The organism is Verrucomicrobiota bacterium (genome assembly GCA_019247695.1).
In the GTDB taxonomy this organism is placed as follows: domain Bacteria; phylum Verrucomicrobiota; class Verrucomicrobiia; order Chthoniobacterales; family JAFAMB01; genus JAFBAP01.
In genome coordinates, this window is sequence record JAFBAP010000004.1 from 1 (window position 1) to 20,346 (window position 20,346).

Below are 20,346 nucleotides of genomic sequence, written 5' to 3' on the forward strand. Positions count from 1 at the left end.
CAAACGACCGACTGGCACAAACGGCGGCCCGGGCTCGCGGGCGTAACGGGTAACGCGTAACGCGTGGCGGGTGGCGGGTGGCGGGTGCATTTGCCGAGGTTGCTCTTCCCATGTCAGGCAAGGTCGCGAACGCCGTCAACGCGTTACCCGCTACCCGTTACCCGTTACCCGTTACCCGTTACCCGTTACCCGTTACTCTTCCTTCCCCTCGCCTTTGAGGCGGATGAGCACGTTGAAATCCTCCAGGCTCGTCACGTCCCCGAGGATCTGGCCACCGCTCGCGATTTCCTTGAGAAGCCGCCGCATAATCTTCCCACTACGCGTTTTCGGCAAGCCCTCGGCAAAGCGCACGTCGTCGGGCCTGGCAATCGATCCGATCCCCTTGGCGACGTGTTGCCGGAGCCGTTCTCCCAGTTCGGGCCCCGGAGTTTCGCCTTCTTTCAAAGTGACGAACGCGACAACCGCCTGGCCCTTGAGTTCGTCCGGGCGACCCACGACGGCGGCTTCGGCCACGGCGGGATGGCTCACCAGGGCGCTTTCGATTTCCGAAGTCCCCAGACGATGCCCGGCGACGTTGAGCACGTCGTCGATGCGGCCGACGATCCAGAAATACCCATCGTTGTCGCGGCGGGCGCCGTCACCGGAGAAATACATTCCCTTGATTTCACTCCAGTACTGCTTGCGGTAACGTTTTTTATCGCCCCAGATGGTGCGCAGCATGGAAGGCCACGGCTTACGGATGACGAGCTTGCCACCGACGTTCGGCGGCACCTCATTGCCCTGATCATCGACGATGGCGGCATCCACCCCGAAGAAGGGAAGCGTCGCCGTACCCGGCTTGAGCGGGGTTGCCCCGGGAAGCGGCGAGATCATGATCGCACCCGTCTCAGTTTGCCACCAGGTATCGACTATCGGGCACCGGCTGCCGCCGATGACGGTGTAATACCACATCCATGCTTCCGGGTTGATCGGTTCGCCCACGGTGCCCAAAACGCGCAGTGACGAAAGGTCGTGCCGGTTCGGAAATTCGTCACCCCAGCGGATGAAGGCGCGGATGGCGGTAGGCGCAGTGTAGAAGATCGTTACGCCGTTCTCTTCGATCAACCTCCAAAAGCGATCCTGCTCGGGCCAATTCGGCGCGCCCTCATACATCAGCACGGTTGCACCGTTGCAGAGCGGCCCGTAAACCACGTAGCTGTGGCCGGTGATCCAGCCGATGTCTGCCGTGCACCAGTAGATATCTTCCTCGCGCAGATCGAAGACGTATTTTGTCGTGACCGCCGTGCCCAGCAGGTAACCGCCGGTGGTGTGCAGAATGCCTTTGGGTTTGCCGGTCGAACCGCTGGTGTAAAGAATAAAGAGCGGGTGCTCGGCATCCAACTCTTCCGCCGGACACTCCGCCGTGACGTAATCCATTTCCCGGTGCCACCAGACGTCGCGTCCCTCTTTGATCGATATCTCGTTGTGGGCGCGACGAAACACGATGACTTTTTCGATCTGCTCGTTGTCCTTCAGGGCTTCGTCCACATTGCGCTTGAGCGGGACGATGCTGCCGCGCCGGTAACCGCCGTCGGCCGTGATCACCATCCGGGCCTCGCTGTCTTTGATGCGATCCTTGATGGCTTCCGAGCTGAACCCGCCGAAGATGACGGAGTGAACGGCCCCGATCCGCGCGCACGCCAGCATCGCAATCACGGCTTCCGGACACATCGGCATGTAGATGATGATGCGGTCGCCTTTCTGGATTTGGTGGCGTTTGAGGACGTTGGCAAATTTGCAGACCTCACGGTGCAACTGCTGGTAGGTCAAGGTCCGTTTTTCCCCAGGCTCCCCTTCCCAGATGATGGCCGCCTTGTTCCGGCGGGCACCGGTGAGGTGGCGATCAAGGCAGTTCTCGGAAGCGTTCAGCCTGCCGCCGACAAACCACTGGGCGAAGGGCTCGTTCCATTCGAGCACCGTTTTCCATTTCTTACGCCAGACCAGCGTCTCGGCCGCCTGCTGCGCCCAGAACTTTTCGGGGTTCTTGACCGACTTCTGATAAAGCTCCTGGTACTCTTCCAGGCTGGAGATATGGGCCGTTTTCGCGAAAGCCTTGTGGGGCTTGAAAACACGGTTCTCAACGAGGTGCGATTCGATGTTGTTGCTCATGGGGCGAACTAAGGATCGGAGAGTCCGATGATTTGCTGGTTGAACGTACGCTCACCAGGGCGTCCGGCATCCGGAAAAAAAAGAGCGTTCGGCCTTATTTCAAAACTTGATGACCGGCGAAGGATACGGCTGGACCGGTTCATCAGCGAGAAAGACGGCTCAGAGGGCGGCTTCCCCGCGTTCCTCGGTTCGGATACGCACGGCCTCCTCGATCGGAATCACGAACACCTTGCCATCCCCGATCTTCCCGGTTCGCGCTGCCTCGACGATGGAGTGCACAGCCCGTTCCACGCGGTCGTCCGGAACGACGATCTCAAACTTTACCTTCGGAAGAAAATCGACCGTATACTCACTGCCCCGGTAAATTTCCGTATGGCCTTTCTGGCGCCCAAACCCTTTCACTTCGCTGACGGTCATCCCCTCGATGCCGATTTCAGTCAAGGCCTCCTTCACGTCTTCCATTTTGAAAGGTTTAATGATCGCCTCGATTTTCTTCATACCTGATCCATCTTCAAACACCGCTTGACAAAAGGCAAGGCGAACAGCCCGCCGCGCGGAAGAATGCCACGGATGAAGACGGGTGTCGGGTGTCGGGTGGAGTTCGGAGTTCGGAGTTCGGAGTTCGGTCACACGGCGGCCGCAGCGGGTGTGGCGTGCACAACGTAAGAGTTCACACGGCGACCACGGCGGGCCACGGCGAACACGGCGGGAAGAGGAAGAAGGGGGGAAGAGTTCGGAGTTCGGAGTTCGGAGCGGAAGAGAATGCCACAAATGCCACAAGCGGAAAAATGCCACAAATGAAGAAGCGCGGGCCTGGCTTTCCCCTTCTTCCCGCCGTGGTCGCCGTGGTTCGCCGTGTTCGCCGTGTGAACTCTTACGTTGTGCACGCCACACCCACTGTGCCCGTGGTGTGCCGAACTTTCTAACGTTCGGCGGCCAGGCCGGCGATGACGTCCGGCAACAGGCCGTGCTCCGCGGCTTGAATCCGGGCGTGCAGGCTGCCCGGCGTGTCTCCGGGAAGCACGGGGACCTGCCGCTGAGCGATGATCTCTCCGGTATCCATGCCCTCGTCGACGTAGTGAACCGTGCAACCGGCTAACGTCTCACCAGCGGCCAGGGCCTGCTTCCAGGCTTCCAACCCCGGATACTTCGGCAGCAACGAAGGATGGACGTTGATGATCCGGCGGGGAAAGGCACGCAGCAAGGGTGCTTTAACCAGGCGCATGAAGCCGGCGAGAACGACGAGTTCGACCCCGGCTCCCTGCAACCGTTGCACCACGACGGCCTCAATTTCCGGTTCGAGTTTGGTCCGGAATCTGCCCGGCGGCACGTACAGGGCCGGCACCCGAAATTCATGGGCTGCCGCAAGAATGCCGGCCTCCGGGACATCGGAGATCACAAGGCTGACCTGCGCATTTAACCGGCCGGCCCGGATCCGCTCCATGATGGCGCGAAAGTTAGAGCCCTTGCCGGAACCCAGGACGCCTAAAACCAGCGGATTTTTCATCCCCCGCTCATTTTCTGCAGGATGCCCGTGGTGGAAACACCGGGCACCATCGGGATGAGTTCGACGCGCGCACCGAGACGCTGAACGACGGCCACCTCTTCACGATTCAGCGTCTCCAGGGTGTAATCACCCCCTTTAACGTAAATATCCGGGCGTACCTCGGCCAACAAGGATGTGACCCTGGGTTCGTCGAAAATCACCACGTGATCGACTGCGCTGAGCGCCGCCAGCACTTCCGCCCGGGCCGCCTCCGGATTCAGCGGGCGCTTCGGACCTTTGAGCTGGCGGACGGAGCCATCACCATTAAGTCCAACCACCAGAACGTCGCCTTGCCGGCGGGCGGCCTGCAGGTATCGAACGTGCCCGACGTGAAGCAGGTCGAAGCAGCCATTGGTGAAGACAAGCGTTTTGCCGGCGTGCGCCGCGCGAATCGACGCGGCTTCGGCCCGGGAAATAATTTTTGGGAGCGCTTTGATGCTTTTCAATTAGGGTTGTGGCGCAGATTTATCAACCTAACTCTTAACCACCGTTTGAGTTCCATGACCGATCCACGATTCGATGCTCTCGCCGAAGTTCTGACCGGGTTTTCGACGTCGCTGCAACCAGACGAGCACGTTTTGATTGAGGCATTCGACGTGCCGCCCGAAATCGTGATCGCGCTGATTCGGCGGGCCCGAAAACGGGGAGCCATCCCCCACGTCCAACTCCAGAGCAACCGGATCCGGCGTGAACTCCTGCTCGAGGCTCGATCCGAACAGTACCAGGCGCTGGCGGACTACGAGTTGAAACGGATGGAAAACGTGGACGCCTACATCGCCCTGCGCGGCAGCCATAACATTACGGAGGAATCGGACGTGCCGACCGAGCGGCTGCTGCTCGCCGCCAAACTCCTGAAGCCGGTGCTTGACCGGAGGGTTAACCAGACAAAGTGGGTGGTCCTGCGCTGGCCGACGCCTTCGATGGCGCAGATGGCGGAAATGAGCACCGAGGCATTCGAAGACTTCTATTTCCAGGTCTGCACCCTGGATTATCAGCGCATGCAGCCGGGAATGAAGGCGCTGAAGGCTCTGATGGAGCAAACCGATGAGGTCAGGATCCGGGGCGCCGGCACGGACCTTCGGTTCAGCATCAAAGGCATTCCGAGCATTACCTGCGGCGGACTGCACAACATTCCGGACGGCGAAGTTTTCACGGCGCCGGTCAGGGATTCCGTCGAAGGGACGCTGCAGTACAATACGCCTTCGGTTTACCAGGGCACAGCTTTCGACGGGGTGAAGCTCACGTTCAAGGCAGGTAAAATCGTCGAGGCGACTTCGAACCAGGCCAAGAAACTGAACGCCATCCTCGATTCGGATGATGGTGCGCGCTACATCGGTGAGTTCGCCCTGGGGTTCAACCCGTACATCCTGTATCCGATGCGCGACATCCTGTTCGACGAAAAGATTTCCGGATCCTTCCATTTCACGCCCGGCCAGGCTTACGAGCGGGCCGACAACGGGAACCGCAGTCAGGTGCATTGGGACCTGGTCTGCATCCAACGGCCGGAGTTCGGCGGCGGCGAAATCTGGTTCGACGATACGCTGGTGCGCAAGGATGGGCGGTTCGTCGTCCCTGGACCGGATGCGCTGAATCCGGAGCACTTAACGGGTAACGCCTAGCTGATAAGCGGTAGTAGCTCGTACCGGGTGCGGGCGGCTTTTCAAGGCCCCGAAATGCGGTGCCCGCTCCCGGTCAGGATGGCGTTCCGGTCGTCACCCGCTACCAGTTATGCGTCACTAAACGCCCGTTACTCCTCAGGGAGGAGCCGGTTAAACACGGGGTGGCGCTCCAGGGCCGGTTGATTCTTGACCAGGTCTGCACGCAAGCCGCCTTCAAACCAGCGCAGCCGTTCCTCAAAGGAACTTAACGGGATCGGTATCTCGCCGGGGGCGTAGCTGGCCGTGATCACGAGGCCGGTTTCGTGCCGCACAAACGTGAGCGTGGCTTCCGACTCGGTGAATTCAAATTGCGAACGGGCGCCACCCCGTTTCAGGTGGCTGAGGATTTCGCGCACGCTCACCGCGAAATCGATCAACGGTATCCATCCCCAACGGGCGCTGAAGTCGCTGGGCGGCGCGGCCAGGATCAGGTCGCCTAACGCTACCCGGAAGCGGAAATCGACCTCAGTGGCCTTTGCCAGGTCATCAGGGTCCGGGAACTCTTCGTACGGCGTCAGCAGCCGGTAACTCAGGTCCAGCATGGTAGTTGCCTCGTCTAACGGTCAGAAAGGAAACGCGGTAATCACGGTGTGATCCGGGGCGACCACCACGCGGAGGCGCGAGGCCGGTTCACCCTGAATGTCGATACCGATCTGCCGGCCAAAATCGTATTCGAAAACCGCCCCGGGCCGCCCATGGGAATTGACCCGGACCCGGCCCCTCGCGACGGCCTCATCGATCAGTTCACGAAGGTCCTGTACCGTGATGCCCTCGGCAAACTTGCCGGCGCCGGGTGCATCGCTGGCGGGCCAGTGCCGCGCCTGAATGTGGCGAATGGCCCGCCCGGTCAGGATCGCGACGCGGTCCACGTGCTGGAAATCCCGGCTGCCCCAATAATAATCGCGTGCGGTCGCCGTCGCGACGGGCCAGCGGGTCAAGCCCAAGAGGCCGAGGAAGAAGGATAAAACCAGGAGAGCTCTGGCCATGCTCATAAGTAAATAACCAAATTATGAATAACTAAATCAGACCGGCCGTTCTGTGCGCAGACTCGAGGGATGCGGCCGCGCCTCCTAGCCGCGCAGTGAATGAATCGCCCGAACCGGGTCCGTCGCACGGAAGATGTTGGTTCCCGCCACCATGACATTGGCTCCGTGCTGCTGGGCGATTGCAGCCGTCTCAGGATTGATCCCGCCGTCGACCTCGATGTGAAAGTCGAGTTTGCGTTCGGACCGGATTTGCGCGGCGCGCTCTACCTTGGCCATCGTTTCCGGCCGAAACGCCTGGCCGCCGAAGCCCGGGTTAACGGTCATGACCAGCAACAGGTCAATCTGGTCCAGGTAAGGTTCGATCCGATCGAAGCCGGTGGGCGGGCTAATCGCCAGCCCGGCGGTGCAGCCTTCCGCCCGGATGGCCTTCAGCGTCGCGGCGACATCATAGGAAGGTTCGATATGGATCGTGACGTTATCCACGTGCGGCGTGAACCGCGGGTAGAAATGGTCCGGGCGCTCGATCATCAGGTGCACGTCGAGGGGGACTTCGGCGATCCTCGCGATCGATTCCACGACGGCGGGGCCGAACGAAAGGTTATCGACGAAATGCCCATCCATTACGTCCAGGTGCAGCCAGTCAGCGCCGGCGCGCTCGATCCGCGTACACTCGTCGCCGACACGCAAAAAATCGCAGGCGAGCACCGAGGGAGCGATGATCACAGGTTTCTTATTCATGTTCTTCCTCTAAATTATGTCCTCCAGCGATGGAAGGATTGCTCGATTTTTCAAGTGACACATTTTTCATGGGGGAAGCCTTGCGCCAAGCCCGGAAAGCCGCCGCACGGGACGAAGTGCCGGTCGGCGCCGTGCTGGTCCGGAACGGAGATGTGATCGCGCGCGCCTGGAACCAGGTCGAAATGCTGCGGGATGCCACCGCCCACGCGGAAATGCTCGCGATCACCCAGGGGGAAAACGCGATCGGTGACTGGCGGCTGAGCGACTGCGATCTTTTCGTGACCAAGGAGCCGTGTCCCATGTGCGCAGGTGCTTTGGTCCTGGCACGCATCCGGCGCGTGGTTTTCGGCTGCGGCGATCCGAAAGGCGGGGCGGCGGGCGGCCTGTTAAACCTGCTGCAGATGCCCCAGCTTAATCACCGTTGCGAAATCACGGCCGGGGTCCGTGAACAGGAGTGCCGTGAACTGCTGCAGGAGTTTTTCCGGGCCCGGCGCCGCGGCGACTGATATCATTTCGACGGCCATGGAGATAAATTTTTTTGTCTTCCTTCCTAGGTGACCTTCCCTGCCAGCGTTACACCTATGAGACCGTATAAAGAGGCGGGGTCTAACGGGCCGGGAGAACATAGCCGAGGGTAAAGCCCTGAGCTTTACCCACATTGTTTGAGGGCAGCGCGGGGACAGCCGTGACCGTCTTACGGCCCGAAGGGCCAAGAGAACTTAGCCCAGGGTTTCACCCTGGGAAGGCGTTTTCCCTCCGACCCCGCCCTGAAGGGGCGGTAGAAAGCGTTGCCGACGGGTTCTGGCGCCCCTTCAGGGCTCGATCGTGATTTTACGGTTACCCAGGGTAAACCCTGGGCTATATTCCGGCGCTCCTTCAGGGCTGAAACCCGGTCGAAATTCCACCAGGATAATTATCCGAATGGTATAATGCGGCGGAGTTTTGCGGCGTAGCCGGAGAATCCCGCTGCTACAGCCGGCATCGCCCACCCATCTCTCAGAAGCGGTGGGCGAAGGAGACTAAATAATCAACATTGCATCTCCATAGGAAAAGAACCGGTAACGCGCGCGCACCGCTTCGCGATAGGCCTCCAGGATGAAGTCGCGCCCCGCGAATGCGGCCACCAGCATCAGCAACGTCGATTTCGGCAGGTGAAAATTGGTCAGCAGCTTGTCGACGCGGCGGAACCGGTAGGGCGGATGAATAAACAGGTCGGTCCCGCCGGGTCCGGCGCGGACCTCACCGTAGCGCGCCATCACGGTTTCCAAGACGCGGACGCTGGTAGTGCCGACCGCGAGCACCGTACGCGCCCGGTTGATCGTTGCAGCCGCCTCTGCACCCACATGAAAGGGTTCGAGGTGCATTTTGTGTTCCGTGACGGTTTCAACCTTTACCGGCCGGAACGTGCCCGGTCCGACGTGCAGGGTGACGAACGCGTGCGGCAAGCCGGCCAGCATTTCCCGGGTGAAATGCAATCCGGCTGTGGGAGCCGCTACCGCCCCGGGCTCCGCCGCGTACACCGTCTGATACCGCTCGTAGTCCGCCGCAGTGGGCGGCCGTTGCACGTAGGGCGGCAACGGCATCTCGCCGACCACCGCCAGATCGGGTGGACGCTCAAACTCAACGATCCGGTCTCCGTTCTCCTCTACCGCCAACACTCGGCCCGCCACCCCGGGCAACCGGAACTCGCGTCCGGCAGAAAACCAGCGCCCGGGCCGCGCCCAGCAGCGCCAGCGGGTCGGGCCCTGCTGTTCGAGGAGGAGCAGTTCGGCGTTTCGGTCCGGGAATCGGAGGCGTGCCGGGATGACGGCGGTGTTGTTAAGGACCAGCAGGTCTTCCGGATCGATCAGCCGGGATAGGTCCGCAAACGAGTGATGGCCGAAACTCCGGGTACGGCGATCAACGACCAGCAACCGGGACGCATCCCGCCGAGCGGCGGGATACTGCGCGATCAATTCCTCCGGGAGCTCATAGTCGTAGTCGGATAGCCGTAAGCTCATGGCAGGCTGGCACCCTGACGGCGCCGCGTCGACCCATCAACCCAGGTGGCTCGCTCATCACGAATTCTGCGGGGCGGGGCCAAGGCGGCGCCCGAACTTCCTGTCCAGGATCGGATTCCACTGCGCGAGCCGTCCTTCTTGATCTGCAAAAACCGGGTCGGCCGGATCGAGGATCTCGACGGATTGTATGCGGTCACCTTGAGCGATCTTCTGCGCGACTTCAAGGCCCCCGGTTACGGCGCCAAAGATGGTGTAGCCCTGATCGAGCATTTCGATGTGTTTCGGGTGCAACGCATCGATGGTGATGTAAAACTGCGAACCGTTGGTGTTGGGGCCCGCGTTAGCCATCGCGAGAACCCCAACCTGCTTATGGCTGAGTTCGCCGTTTGTTTCATTTTCGAAACGGTAGCCCGGGTCGCCCGCACCGGTGCCGAGGGGATCGCCTCCTTGGATGACAAAGCGGGGCACGACGCGGTGAAACGTCAGGCCATCGTAAAACCTGCGGTGAGCCAGATTAAGGAAGTTGGCCACCGTCACCGGAGCCTTGGCCGGGTACAACGTGGCCTGGATGTCGCCTTTGGAGGTATGAAGGATGATCCTGGTGTCCTGAAGCATGCCGGAACCCTCGACGCAGAGGCAGGAATTGCCAACCGGGATTTGGTTGGTGCGACCGGTTCAGCAAACCCGACGGGAAATTTACAAATCAGCCTTTGCGGAATGGGGATTTAACGCCTACAGGGGGGCATGGTGAAAGTCGGGCTCGTTCAGATGTCGTGCTCTCTCGATCCCGCCCGGAACTTGGAAAAGGCGATCCTGAAGATCCGCGAAGCGGCGTCCCGCGGGGCACAGATCGTTTGTCTGCAGGAACTATTTACCACGGTTTATTTCTGCCAGGTGGAAGACCACAAGTACTTCAAATTTGCCGAACCTATCCCGGGCCCCGCGACCGAACGCCTGGCTGCCGTGGCTAAAGAGGCGGGGATAGTGGTCATCGGATCGCTGTTCGAGAAACGGGCGGCGGGGCTCTACCACAACACGGCCGTGGTCATCGACGCAGACGGCACCTATCTCGGCAAGTATCGGAAGATGCACATCCCGGATGACCCGCTGTTTTATGAGAAATTCTATTTCACTCCGGGCGACCTGGGTTTCAGGTCCTGGCAGACAAAGTTCGCACGCATCGGCGTCCTCGTGTGCTGGGACCAGTGGTACCCGGAGGCGGCGCGACTAACCGCACTGCAGGGCGCCGAGATCCTGTTTTACCCGACGGCGATCGGCTGGCACCCGTCAGAAAAAGCGAAATTCGGCGAGCGCCAGCATCGTTCGTGGGAAACCATCCAGCGAAGCCACGCCATTGCCAATGGGTGTTACGTGGTCGTTCCCAACCGGGTAGGTCACGAAGCACCCGACGGGGGTGAAGGCATTGACTTCTGGGGTCAAAGCTTTGTCGCCGACCCCTCAGGCGAAGTCATCGTGAAAGGGTCCGTTGAGAAGGAAGAGGTGTTGGTTGCGGGCATTGATCTGCAGGAACTTGACCAACAGCGCACCCACTGGCCGTTTTTGCGGGACCGCCGGATCGACGCGTACGGTCAGCTCGTGCAGCGCTACCTGGACTAGCTCGGACCCTGCAGAATGAATGGCTGCCGGTCACAGGGACGGCCAAACCGTCCGGGGAACGTACCTTTAGATCTGTCGCGCGTATGAGCGAGGGCGCCCTCCCCGGATCACTTCGCCCGTCCAGCCCGGGATCGCCGGCGGCGGCAGGGTACCGGATGCCTGCCGAATGGGAACCGCACGCCGCTACCTGGCTTTCCTGGCCGCGCAGAGAGGGCATCAGTTTTCCGGACGCCTACGACGAGGTGATGCCGGCATTTCGCCGGATGGTGGACGCCTTGCGCGAGTCGGAGCCGGTCCGCATCAACGTCCGGGATGCGCAGCACGAGGACGACGTACGCAGGGTCCTGGCCGGCATTGACCTGGCGCACGTGCATTTCTTCCGTATCCCAACCAACGAACCCTGGTGCCGGGATCATGGCCCGATGTTTATCAAGAGAGACCGGGACCGCTCCGTGGCGATCGTCGATTGGAATTACAACGCGTGGGGCGGGAAATATCCACCTTACGATCTGGATGAAGTCGTGCCGGTTCGCATCGCCGAACAACTTGGCCTTGAGGTGTTTTCGCCGGGGTTGGTCATGGAGGGCGGTTCGATCGACCTGAATGGGTCCGGATCGATTCTAACTACCCGGGCCTGCCTGCTTAATCCGAACCGGAATCCGGCCCGGAACAAAACTGAAATTGAACAGGCGCTAAGCGATTACCTGGGCGTGCGGCACTTCCTGTGGCTGGGAGACGGCATCGACGGAGACGACACCGACGGGCACATCGATGACATCACGAGATTCGTGGCCCGAAACGTGGTCGTGACGGCGGTTGAACCGGACCGGCACGATCCCAACCACGAGCCCCTCCGGCAAAACCTGGACGCGCTCCGGACGTTTACGGCCGAAGACGGCAGCCCGCTGCACGTCATTGAGGTCCCGATGCCGCCGCGCGTCGAGAAACAAGGGATGCGCCTACCTGCAAGTCACCTGAATTTCTACATCGCCAACCGCGTTGTGCTTGTGCCGGCTTTCGGCGGCGGCTCGGATCACGTCGCAGCAGAGATCCTGCAACGCTGTTTTCCGCGCCGGCGGATAATGCTGATCGATTGCCGCGAACTCGTCTGGGGTCTGGGCGCATTCCATTGCCTGACCCAGCAGCAACCGGAGTAGAGGTAGAGCTCGGTCACACGGCGGGTTGGGCGGGCACAACGTAAGAGTTCACACGGCGAACACGGCGAGCCACGGCGAACACGGCGGGAAGAGGAAGAGTTCGGAGTTCGGAGTTCGGAGTTCGGAGTTCGGAGTTCGGAGTGGCATCATGGGCGCCGCCTGCCGGTGTCAAGTCCCGCGTTTCGGGTTCTTTTTCTGCGTTCTACTGCGTGTTCTGCGGATGATTCCGTCTTCCCGCCGGGTGAGCCTGACCCTTCAGGGAGATCGGACCCGGTTCTACGACGCCTCCGAACTCCGAACTCCGAGCTCCGAACTCTTTCCCCCTCTTCCCGCCGTGTTCGCCGTGGCTCGCCGTGTGAACTCTTACGTTGTGCCGCGCCTCCTACCCCTCACGGCCGTCTTCCGGCACAAGGCGCCTTGGCAGGACCACCGCAAAGGTGCTGCCCTGTCCGTACCGGCTTTCCACCGTGATGGAGCCGCCCTGCAACTCCACCAGCCGTTTGGTCAGCGCCAAACCCAGGCCGGTGCCCTCAAACCGGTGCGACGCGCTGGGTTCCAGTTGTTCAAAGGTCGAGAAAAGCCGTGGCAGGTCCTCCGGTTTGATGCCCCGGCCGGTGTCTTTGACCTGCAACTCGAAGCGGCACTCATCCTGCGGCGCAGCCGTCAGTTCCACCCGGCCGGGCGAGTCGGTGAATTTCACCGCATTCGACAGCAGGTTGTAGCAGATTTGCTTGAGCTTTTGCCCGTCCAGCGCGACGGCTCCCAACTCCGGCGCGACCGCCCACGTCAGGGTCACTCCTTTTTGGTCAGCGATGGCTTTGACCACCGCGCAGACCTCCCCAAGGGCTTTGGCCAACGGGAAGGTCTCCAGCCGCAGCTCCATTTTGCCGGCTTCGACCTTGGCCATATCCAGCACGTCGTTGATGAGCCGCAGCAGGTGACGGCCGCTACTGAGCACATCGCCCAAATAGTCTTTCTGCTTGGCGTTCAACGGTCCGGCCTTCTCGTCGGCCAGTACTTCCGAAAAGCCGATGATGGCGTTAAGGGGCGTGCGCAGCTCGTGGGACATGTGGGCCAAAAACTCGCTCTTACGGCGATTGGCCTGCACCGCCTCGGCCGTGCGTTCGCGCACGCGACGTTCCAAGGTTTCGTTGAGCGCCTTGAGTTCTGCTTCGGCCTCCTTGCGCTCGGTGATCTCGTGGATGGTGACGATGACGCCGGTGACCACCCCCGTGGCCGAGTAGAGGGGCCCTTCCTCGGCCGCGATCCACACGGGCCTGCCCCGGTGAGGCAGGGGCATCAGCGTATCCGGGCTTTTCAAGTATTCGCCGGCCAAGGCTCGCTCCAGGTGCGCATAAAGCCCCAGCGCTTCGAGGTGGGGGAACACCTCCAGCGCGTGCCGGCCGATCACGTCACCCGCCTTTGCCCCGCTCACCCTCTCCATGTAGGGATTCCACACCAGGTAGCGCAGCTCGCGATCCAGCACGATGATGCCTTCCTGGGCTCCCTGGATGATCTGTTCGTTGAAGCGGTTCGACTCGCGCAAGGCTTGTTCGGCCCGTTTACGCTCGGTGATGTCGCGGGCGATGGTGGCGGCCCCGGCGATCCGGCCGGCCCCATCGGCGATGGGCGACATGGTCAGCGAGACGTCGACCACACGGCCATTCTTGTGCCGGCGCACCGTTTCGTAGTGGCGCACGTGTTCGCCGCGTCGAAGCCGCGCCAGCAGCCGGGCTTCTTCGTCGAGCCGCTCAGGAGGGATCACTACCCAAATGGCTTGACCAACCGCCTCCTTGGCCGCGTAGCCAAACAGGCGCTCGGCGCCCCGGTTCCAACTGGTGATGGTGCTCTCGAGGGTTTTGCCGATGATGGCGTCCTCAGAGCCTTCCACGATAGCGGCGAGCCGGGCCCGTATCTCCTCAGCCTGCTTGCGCTCGGAGATGTCAAGCACCACCCCCTCCATGCGCAAGGGCCGGCCGGCCGCATCGTAATAGCCGCGCCCCTTGGCGTTCAGCCAGTGCACGGTGCCGTCGGGCCACACGATGCGGTACTCCACGTCGTAATTGGTGCGCCCGTCCAACGCGTGGCGTACTGCGGCGTCCACCCCCGCCCGATCCTCGGGGTGGAGCGCGGCCACGAATGTGTCGTACGTCACGGCCGTGCGAGGCGTCACGCCAAAGAGGGCCAGGCACTGCTCTGACCAGACCAACTCGCCGCTGCCCAAGTCCCAGTGCCACGGGCCCAGGCGGGCGCCGGCCATCGCCAGCCGCAGCCGTTCTTCACTTTGGCGCAACCGTTCATTGGCCTGCTGCCGTTGCGCCTCGGCCGTGTTGAGCGAGCGAGCGCCCAGCCAGACCAGGGCGGCAAACGCCAGGGCATTGGAGGCGGCGAAGACGGCCAGCCCAAACTCAGCGCCGTACCAGCCCGCGCGTTCGCCCTGGAGCCGCAGCCAGCCCAGCAGAAATGGTAGGCTCAACGCCACCGGAAGCATGCGCCGGGCCATATGGCCTCCGAGCGTGTGACCCGTGAAGGGAGCCATCAAGCCCTGCTCGGGTCGAATGCCGAGCACGGCCACCCCCAGCAGGACGAACAAGAGCGCCGTGTGCAATGCAACCGCCGAAAAGGGCGCGATCCGGTACAGCGCTGGCGCGCCGTAGGCGTAGCCGAGGAGAACAAGGCAGCCGATAAACACCCCGGCCAGAGCCAGGTGCTGAGAAGCCACCCCTTTGCCGTGCGACTCGGCCTTCATTCGCAACAGCGCCAAGCCCATGAGGATGGATTCGGCGGCGCTCACGGGCGCCATGCGGGCCGGGAAGGGGCCGCCGCCGGCCCGGACCGCCTCGGGTAAGAACAGGTCGTCGATGCCGATATCAAACCGGAACAGGTGCTCGCCCAAGCTCACCGCGCCCACCAACATCGCCAACCCGGCGCAGGCCTGCCCCAAAACCTTGCGCAACGCGCCCGGCGTCTCGGAGGGACCCGAAGGCGCATGGAGTAACCAAAGGGCGCTGCCCAGCAGGATGAAACACAGCGCCGTGCTGGGCCTCATCGGCGCCCAACCCGGCGCGACGCTTTTGAGGGCCGTAACATCCAGCGCCCAGCCCACCAGCACCAGAACGGCCGTGAGGACCACCAGGCAAGCGGCCGCCTTTGGCCATCCGGTCGATCTTGGCCGTTCAGCCGGCGCGGAGGGCGCGCCTTCAGATCGTCGCGCTCGCAAGGCCATGGACCGACTCACCGCCTCTCAGGGTGACGCAGGCGCGGACGTGACGACGGGGATTCTTGCGGAGCTGGATGGGGAAGCGTCCTTGGCAGCCGCACCGAAAGGTGCTGCCCCGGCCGTACTTGCCCTCGACGTCGATGTAGCCGCCCTGCAGCTCCGCCAGCCGTTTGGTCAGGGTTGCGCGGCCGCCCGGCTCTCGACGCCCGGCCAGGCGTTCGCCTTCGGTGTTTCGGTGCCCAAAAGGAACGTTCATGGCCGCAGACCCCCTTTAGGGCTGGTCAAGTCCCTCGCGAACTTTTTGGGCCAGCGCTTCGAGCCGGAATGGCTTTTGCAGGAAGGTCTCTCCGGCCACACCGCCGTGACGGTTCACCACCTCGTCCCCGCAGCCGCTCTGAAAAAGCACCTTCAAGCCGGGGCAGCGTTGGCGGAGCTCATCGGCCAGCTCGCGGCCGCCCCGGCCCGGCATAGCCGTGTCGGTCAGCAACAAGTCGATGGGGCGCGGGCCGGCCTCCGCCAGGTGCAACGCCGGCTCGGCGTCGGACGCTTCCAGCACCGCATAGCCCAGGCTCCGCAGCATCAAGGCGGTCGTAGTCCGCACCGGGCCTTCATCTTCGACCAACAGGATAGTCTCGCTGCCGCCGGGCGGCGGTGCGGCGGGGCCGCTTGGGACCGGTTCGGCAGGGGCTCCCTCCAGCGCCGGCAAGTGGATTCTAAAGGTCGTGCCTACGCCCGGTAGGCTGGAGACAGCCACGTAACCCCCGCTCTGTTGGACGACGCCGTGTACCACCGACAGGCCCAGGCCGGTGCCCTGGCCCACGGGCTTGGTCGTGAAAAAGGGTTCGAAGATGCGCGCCTGCACCTCCGGGCTCATGCCGCAGCCAGTGTCGGTCACGGCCAGCAGGACATAACGACCCGGCGAGAGCTCGGGGTAGGCTTTGGCGTCGCCGGCTTCCAATTCGATCTCGCGCGTCTCGATTGTGAAGTACCCCCCGTGGGACATGGCGTCGCGGGCGTTGACGGCCAGGTTCATGATCACCTGCTCCAGTTGGCCTGGATCGGCCCGCACGCAGCTAAGACCGGGCTGCAAGGCCGTCTGCAAGTGCACGTCTTCGCCGACCAGCAGGCGCAGCAACGTTTCGAGCTGGGTGACCAGGCCGTTCAGGTCCAGGACCGTGGGTTCCACGACCTGGTGGCGGCTGAAGGCCAGCAGTTGGCGGGTGAGCGCAGCGGCCCGTTCGGCTGCCCAGCCGATCTCGGCGAGGGAGCCCTGCCGGGGGTCCTCAGGGGCGGAGTTCATGGCCAACATTTCGCTTTGGCCCAAGATCACCAGGAGCAGGTTATTGAAATAGTGGGCCACCCCACCCGCCAGCCGGCCGACAGCTTCCAGCGTTTGGGCGTGGCGCAGCTGCAATTCCAACTCACGCCGTCCGGTGACGTCCTCGGCCACCCCGGCGATGCGGATCAGCCGGCCGGCGGCGTCGCGCACCGGGAAGGCCCGGTCGCGAACCCAGCGGACGGTGCCGTCCGGGCGCACGATGCGGTACTCTTCATCGTAGGTGCTCTCCAATCGGCGCACCCGCTCGCGGTCTTCCGGGTGAACAGCCTCCAGCCGGCTTTGGGGGGCCGCGTAGAAGTTGGCCCGCGCGCGGCCCCAGATCGCCTCATAAGCGGGGCTGACGTAAAGCAGCCGCTTGGTGGCCGGGTCGGTCATCCAAAAGGCGTTGTTGATGTTGTTGGCCAACTGGCGGAAGCGCTCCTCGCTTTCGCGCAACCCTTGCTCGATCCAACGGTTTTGGATGCCCAGGGCCAGCGAGTCGGCCAGCGCCATCAGCGCTCCATGGACCGCTGGCGGCAGCTCCTGAGCGCTCCAGAGCGCCAGCACGCCCACGAGTTGCTCGCCGGCGACCAACGGGTAGCCCGCAAACGCCGCCGCGACGTCGCTCTGCCTCCCGGCGGATTCCGGCCCGCGCGACTTGGCGTCCAAGGCAGCGTGGGCCAGCCAGGATCGCCGGGCCTCGGCGACGGCCCCCACCAACCCTTGACCGACCGCGAGCCGCTCCGCCGGCCCGGCTCCCCCGCCATCGATGCCAACCCCGGCCTGCAGCTCCAAACCCTGGTCGGCCTCATTCAGGGTCCACACACCCACCTGCGCCACCCTCAGACGGCGGTACACCGCACGGGCGCACATCTGGAGGACGTCGCGCAACGCCTCCCGGCGCGTCAAGGCCACGCCCACCTCAGCCACCAGTTCCGCCAGGCGGCTTTTCTGTTCCAACTCGAGGTTTTTCTGTTCCAGCTTGAGGTTTTTTTGCTCCAGCTCAAAGGTTTTCTCTCCCAAGTTGTCCACCAACCGTTGGCTGTACTCGCTCAAGACGTCGAATTCAGTGTGCGCCACCTGGGGCCGGCTCCGTCCCGTTTGCTGCAGGGCCGCATGCAGGGCGTCCAAGAGGGCCGCGGCCGACGCGGGCTTACGCAGGTAAGCGTCCGCCCCCAGCTCAAAAGCCAGCTTTTCGTCGCCCGGTGAGGTATAAGTGGCGGTGTAGATCAGCAAAGCCACATGGCGCCAGCGCTCGTCCTGGCGGATTTCGCGGCAGAGCCGGTAACCGTCGACGTTGGGCATCAGGAGGTCACAAAAGATGGCGTCGGCGGGCTGGCGCTCCAGCATCTCGAGCGCCGCGCGTCCGTCTGGGGCTTCGATCACCCGGTAGCCTTCGGGTTCCAAGACCGCGCGCAACAGCTTGCGGTCGGTAGCGTTGTCGTCGACGACCAGCACGTTCATCGGGCGTCGGGCGGGCGTTCCATCCTGGTCATGGCGGCCACGGCCTCGGGCAATTGGCGCGTGTGGATGGGCTTAACGATGTAGGCGCAGATGGTCATGGGCGGGTTTGGGCGTCGTTAGCCTTTCTAGCCTTTCAATGGGTAGGGCTTCAGCCAGCCGGCGACTCGGTGGGGCAGCTGGCGCGTGTCGATGGGCTTAGTCAGGTAGGCGTCGCAACCGGCCGCCAGCGCTTTTTGCTCGTCGCCTTTCATGGCGAAAGCCGTCATAGCCACGATAGGGATGGCCTGGGTGGCCGAGTCGCCTTTAAGGCAGCGCGCCAGCGTCAGGCCGTCCATGCCCGGCAGTGCCACATCCATGAGAATCAAGTCAGGCCGGATACCCGCGGCCAGAATCGCTCGGGCCTGCTCGGCATCGGCAGCTTGCAGCACCTGGTGGCCTGCAAACTCCAGCACCCCGCGGGCGAGCTTGAGGTTGATCGGGTGATCATCGACGATGAGGATGGTCGCGTTCATCCGGCCGTGCCTTCCCACCGTGCGACCGGGGGCGAGGGTACGAAGCCGCCGGCCACCCGCAACCGGTCGCCGGGCCGTTCATCGGCAAAGGGGGGTGAGAACCCGAGGGTCATCGCGCCTAAATCCTCTCGCACATCCATTTGATAACGCCGTTTGGCCCGCCTTCGTCGCGGGTTGTCCGCAGGGGAGCCACCAAGCCCTAAACCGCGCCCGAACCCTCCGCTCCTTTGTAGAATTCCAATATTAGCGAGCACAGCTCACGTCAATTAATAATTACAATAAAATGAGCAGCGTAAAGACGTCTTCCCGTCGCTCGGCCGCCGCGAGCGGCAATTGCTTGCGCCCGCGCTTCCAAGTCGACCAGGATCGACCAGGATCGTGCCGCAGGTTTGTTGACCCTTTTTCAGGGTCCGGTCGGGAACCGGCGTGCTGCACGTCCGTCCGCGCAAACCGGTGAGACGACGGTCGCAGCTCCGAACGCCGAATTCACCTGTTAGCCAAACGGTAGAACAAGACCCCGCCGAGCGCCAGGTAGAGGAAGTTAGGAAACCAGATGAGAATCTCCGGATGCAGGTGCGGATTATTCTTTACGTTGTCGGTGATGACAATGAAAATGAAGTAGGTAAACGCGACTATCAGGCTCATCGCGATTCCAACGGAGGTTTCGCGCCGTTGGGCGGTAATGGCCAGGGGAATGCCGACCAGGATGAACGTGATGACGGCCATTGAATTCGAGAACCGCTTGCTCATTTCCGTCCTTAACCCGACCCCGGCCTTCCCGGTTTGTTGCTCAATCGCATCCCGAAGCTGGCCGAGCGTGAGCTGGTTGGGCCGCTGGTTACTGGTCGCCTTTTGAATCAAATCCTGCAGCGAGATCGGCATGACGCCCTCGCGCAGGGTGATCCCGTAGCGCATCCGCTTCAGGTCATCAGGCGCGGCGTTATCCCGCTCTTCATACCGCGCATCGTAGATGTGCAAAAGAATGCGCTCGTTCTCCTTATCGACTTCCAACTGCCCCCGCCGGGCATACACAACCCGCATCGGCATCTGTTGCGCGTTCAGCTCAAAGATATGCAGGTCTTCGAGGGTAGAACCGTTCTTACGGCCGACATAGATCCGGCGATTCGGAAACTGATCGATCACTTCGTCGCTTCCGAACAGCGCCAGTGGGTCCTGGGAGGCCAGTTTGAAGACGGCTGATTTAAGCTGCACCTGGGCAATCGGCGCCATGTAGAGATTGATCCACAGGCAGATCCCGAAAAAGATCAGGGCGATGACGAAAACCGGGGCGCAGATGCGCAGGATACCGATGCCGTTGGCCCGCAGTGCAACGAGCTCGTTATCCGAGGATAGCTTACCGAAAACGAGCAGCACCGCCACCAGAATGCCCCAAGGGATCGAGTAAATCATGGAGAAGGGCAGCAGGTAGCCGAAAATGCTCAAGACATAACTCAGGGGCAATTGGTGGCTCATCAGGACGGTGAGCAGCTCGCGCATCGCGTTGCCGAGAACGAGCATCAGGCTGATCACGCTCACCGACCAGATGACCGAACCGACAACCTGTCCGGTTAAGTAACGATCGAGAATTTTCATGGCGTCACACGGTCACACGGCGGGCACAACGATTTGGCGGGCACAACGTAAGAGTTCACACGGCGAACACGGCGGACCACAGCGAACACGGCGGGAAGAGGGGGGAAAGAGTTTGGAGTTCGGAGTTCGGGGTTCGGAGCTCGGAGGCGTCGTAGAACCGGGGCCGATCTCCCCCGAGGGTCACGTTCACGCGGTGGGAAGACCGAATCATCCGCAGAACACGCAGAAGAACGCAGAAAAAGATCCACGAAACCGGAGCTTGACACCGGCAACTCGCCCCCATGATGCCGCTCCGAACTCCGAACTCCGAACTCCGAACTCCGAACTCCGAACTCCGAACTCCGAACTCCGAACTCCGAACTCCGAACTCCGAACTCCGAACTCGTTCG

General features: G+C 62.4%; 18 protein-coding genes. 4 read left to right on the forward strand and 14 right to left on the reverse strand.

Annotated elements, in window-relative coordinates; translation table 11 throughout:
* Positions 1-192: 192 nt before the first annotated feature.
* The 4 genes from acs to rfaE2 form a co-directional block, all read right to left on the reverse strand.
* Complete coding sequence (gene acs / locus JO015_00420; GenBank protein MBV9997555.1) at positions 193-2,148, reverse strand: acetate--CoA ligase; 1,956 nt, start codon at positions 2,146-2,148, stop codon at positions 193-195.
* 159 nt (positions 2,149-2,307) lie between these two features.
* On the reverse strand, positions 2,308-2,646 hold the full coding sequence (locus JO015_00425) for a P-II family nitrogen regulator (protein ID MBV9997556.1): 339 nt from the start codon (positions 2,644-2,646) through the stop codon (positions 2,308-2,310).
* Between the two features lie 424 nt (positions 2,647-3,070).
* Positions 3,071-3,655, reverse strand: a complete 585-nt coding sequence (locus JO015_00430; GenBank protein ID MBV9997557.1) for a phosphoribosylglycinamide formyltransferase — start codon at positions 3,653-3,655, stop codon at positions 3,071-3,073.
* Positions 3,652-4,086: a D-glycero-beta-D-manno-heptose 1-phosphate adenylyltransferase gene (rfaE2, locus tag JO015_00435; GenBank protein ID MBV9997558.1), complete on the reverse strand. Its 435-nt coding sequence runs from the start codon at positions 4,084-4,086 to the stop codon at positions 3,652-3,654. Before rfaE2 ends, JO015_00430 begins: the two co-directional genes overlap by 4 nt.
* 108 nt (positions 4,087-4,194) lie before the next feature.
* On the opposite strand from rfaE2, the gene JO015_00440 reads away from it, so the two are divergent.
* Positions 4,195-5,313, forward strand: coding sequence for an aminopeptidase (locus tag JO015_00440; GenBank protein MBV9997559.1), 1,119 nt, complete (start codon positions 4,195-4,197; stop codon positions 5,311-5,313).
* Between the two features lie 128 nt (positions 5,314-5,441).
* Here the strand turns inward: JO015_00440 and JO015_00445 are convergent, their stop codons facing one another.
* From JO015_00445 to rpe, 3 genes are all read right to left on the reverse strand, one after another.
* Positions 5,442-5,894, reverse strand: a complete 453-nt coding sequence (locus JO015_00445) for a hypothetical protein (protein MBV9997560.1) — start codon at positions 5,892-5,894, stop codon at positions 5,442-5,444.
* A 21-nt stretch (positions 5,895-5,915) separates the two neighbouring features.
* Positions 5,916-6,338: a hypothetical protein gene (locus JO015_00450; protein ID MBV9997561.1), complete on the reverse strand. Its 423-nt coding sequence runs from the start codon at positions 6,336-6,338 to the stop codon at positions 5,916-5,918.
* An 84-nt stretch (positions 6,339-6,422) separates the two neighbouring features.
* Positions 6,423-7,076, reverse strand: coding sequence for a ribulose-phosphate 3-epimerase (gene rpe, locus JO015_00455; GenBank protein ID MBV9997562.1), 654 nt, complete (start codon positions 7,074-7,076; stop codon positions 6,423-6,425).
* A 29-nt stretch (positions 7,077-7,105) separates the two neighbouring features.
* Here rpe and JO015_00460 point away from each other — a divergent pair, with 29 nt between their 5' ends.
* Positions 7,106-7,582, forward strand: coding sequence for a nucleoside deaminase (locus JO015_00460; protein MBV9997563.1), 477 nt, complete (start codon positions 7,106-7,108; stop codon positions 7,580-7,582).
* A 513-nt stretch (positions 7,583-8,095) separates the two neighbouring features.
* Here the strand turns inward: JO015_00460 and queA are convergent.
* Together queA and JO015_00470 are read right to left on the reverse strand one after the other, a co-directional pair.
* Positions 8,096-9,076, reverse strand: a complete 981-nt coding sequence (gene queA / locus JO015_00465) for a tRNA preQ1(34) S-adenosylmethionine ribosyltransferase-isomerase QueA (GenBank protein ID MBV9997564.1) — start codon at positions 9,074-9,076, stop codon at positions 8,096-8,098.
* Between the two features lie 57 nt (positions 9,077-9,133).
* Positions 9,134-9,691: a peptidylprolyl isomerase gene (locus JO015_00470; GenBank protein MBV9997565.1), complete on the reverse strand. Its 558-nt coding sequence runs from the start codon at positions 9,689-9,691 to the stop codon at positions 9,134-9,136.
* A 129-nt stretch (positions 9,692-9,820) separates the two neighbouring features.
* Between JO015_00470 and JO015_00475 the strand changes: the two genes are divergently transcribed.
* Positions 9,821-10,693 carry a carbon-nitrogen hydrolase gene (locus tag JO015_00475; GenBank protein ID MBV9997566.1) on the forward strand — a complete coding sequence of 291 codons (873 nt, stop codon included), beginning with the start codon at positions 9,821-9,823 and terminating at the stop codon, positions 10,691-10,693.
* Positions 10,694-10,848: 155 nt separating this feature from the next.
* Entirely contained in the window at positions 10,849-11,850 is a 1,002-nt protein-coding gene (locus JO015_00480) for an agmatine deiminase family protein (protein MBV9997567.1), read from the forward strand.
* Positions 11,851-12,232: 382 nt separating this feature from the next.
* On the opposite strand, the gene JO015_00485 is transcribed toward JO015_00480, so the two are convergent.
* The 5 genes from JO015_00485 to JO015_00505 form a co-directional block, all read right to left on the reverse strand.
* Positions 12,233-15,076 carry a PAS domain S-box protein gene (locus tag JO015_00485; protein ID MBV9997568.1) on the reverse strand — a complete coding sequence of 948 codons (2,844 nt, stop codon included), beginning with the start codon at positions 15,074-15,076 and terminating at the stop codon, positions 12,233-12,235.
* Positions 15,051-15,326, reverse strand: coding sequence for a hypothetical protein (locus JO015_00490; GenBank protein ID MBV9997569.1), 276 nt, complete (start codon positions 15,324-15,326; stop codon positions 15,051-15,053). Before JO015_00490 ends, JO015_00485 begins: the two co-directional genes overlap by 26 nt.
* A gap of 15 nt (positions 15,327-15,341) precedes the next feature.
* The gene (locus JO015_00495; protein MBV9997570.1) at positions 15,342-17,852 is read right to left on the reverse strand and encodes a response regulator; all 2,511 of its coding nucleotides are present in this window, start codon (positions 17,850-17,852) and stop codon (positions 15,342-15,344) included.
* 125 nt (positions 17,853-17,977) lie between these two features.
* A complete protein-coding gene (locus JO015_00500; protein MBV9997571.1) occupies positions 17,978-18,364 on the reverse strand; it encodes a response regulator in 387 nt (128 codons plus the stop codon).
* A 486-nt stretch (positions 18,365-18,850) separates the two neighbouring features.
* The gene (locus JO015_00505; protein MBV9997572.1) at positions 18,851-19,957 is read right to left on the reverse strand and encodes an LptF/LptG family permease; all 1,107 of its coding nucleotides are present in this window, start codon (positions 19,955-19,957) and stop codon (positions 18,851-18,853) included.
* Between the last annotated feature and the right edge of the window lie 389 nt (positions 19,958-20,346).

Coding starts and splice junctions, on each gene's coding strand:
- acs (MBV9997555.1), bottom strand. CDS start 2,148: ATGAGCAACAACATCGAATCGCACCTCGTTGAGAACCGTGTTTTCAAG.
- JO015_00425 (MBV9997556.1), bottom strand. CDS start 2,646: ATGAAGAAAATCGAGGCGATCATTAAACCTTTCAAAATGGAAGACGTG.
- JO015_00430 (MBV9997557.1), bottom strand. CDS start 3,655: ATGAAAAATCCGCTGGTTTTAGGCGTCCTGGGTTCCGGCAAGGGCTCT.
- JO015_00440 (MBV9997559.1), top strand. CDS start 4,195: ATGACCGATCCACGATTCGATGCTCTCGCCGAAGTTCTGACCGGGTTT.
- JO015_00445 (MBV9997560.1), bottom strand. CDS start 5,894: ATGCTGGACCTGAGTTACCGGCTGCTGACGCCGTACGAAGAGTTCCCG.
- JO015_00450 (MBV9997561.1), bottom strand. CDS start 6,338: ATGGCCAGAGCTCTCCTGGTTTTATCCTTCTTCCTCGGCCTCTTGGGC.
- rpe (MBV9997562.1), bottom strand. CDS start 7,076: ATGAATAAGAAACCTGTGATCATCGCTCCCTCGGTGCTCGCCTGCGAT.
- JO015_00460 (MBV9997563.1), top strand. CDS start 7,106: ATGGAAGGATTGCTCGATTTTTCAAGTGACACATTTTTCATGGGGGAA.
- queA (MBV9997564.1), bottom strand. CDS start 9,076: ATGAGCTTACGGCTATCCGACTACGACTATGAGCTCCCGGAGGAATTG.
- JO015_00470 (MBV9997565.1), bottom strand. CDS start 9,691: ATGCTTCAGGACACCAGGATCATCCTTCATACCTCCAAAGGCGACATC.
- JO015_00475 (MBV9997566.1), top strand. CDS start 9,821: ATGGTGAAAGTCGGGCTCGTTCAGATGTCGTGCTCTCTCGATCCCGCC.
- JO015_00480 (MBV9997567.1), top strand. CDS start 10,849: ATGCCTGCCGAATGGGAACCGCACGCCGCTACCTGGCTTTCCTGGCCG.
- JO015_00485 (MBV9997568.1), bottom strand. CDS start 15,076: ATGGCCTTGCGAGCGCGACGATCTGAAGGCGCGCCCTCCGCGCCGGCT.
- JO015_00490 (MBV9997569.1), bottom strand. CDS start 15,326: ATGAACGTTCCTTTTGGGCACCGAAACACCGAAGGCGAACGCCTGGCC.
- JO015_00495 (MBV9997570.1), bottom strand. CDS start 17,852: ATGAACGTGCTGGTCGTCGACGACAACGCTACCGACCGCAAGCTGTTG.
- JO015_00500 (MBV9997571.1), bottom strand. CDS start 18,364: ATGAACGCGACCATCCTCATCGTCGATGATCACCCGATCAACCTCAAG.
- JO015_00505 (MBV9997572.1), bottom strand. CDS start 19,957: ATGAAAATTCTCGATCGTTACTTAACCGGACAGGTTGTCGGTTCGGTC.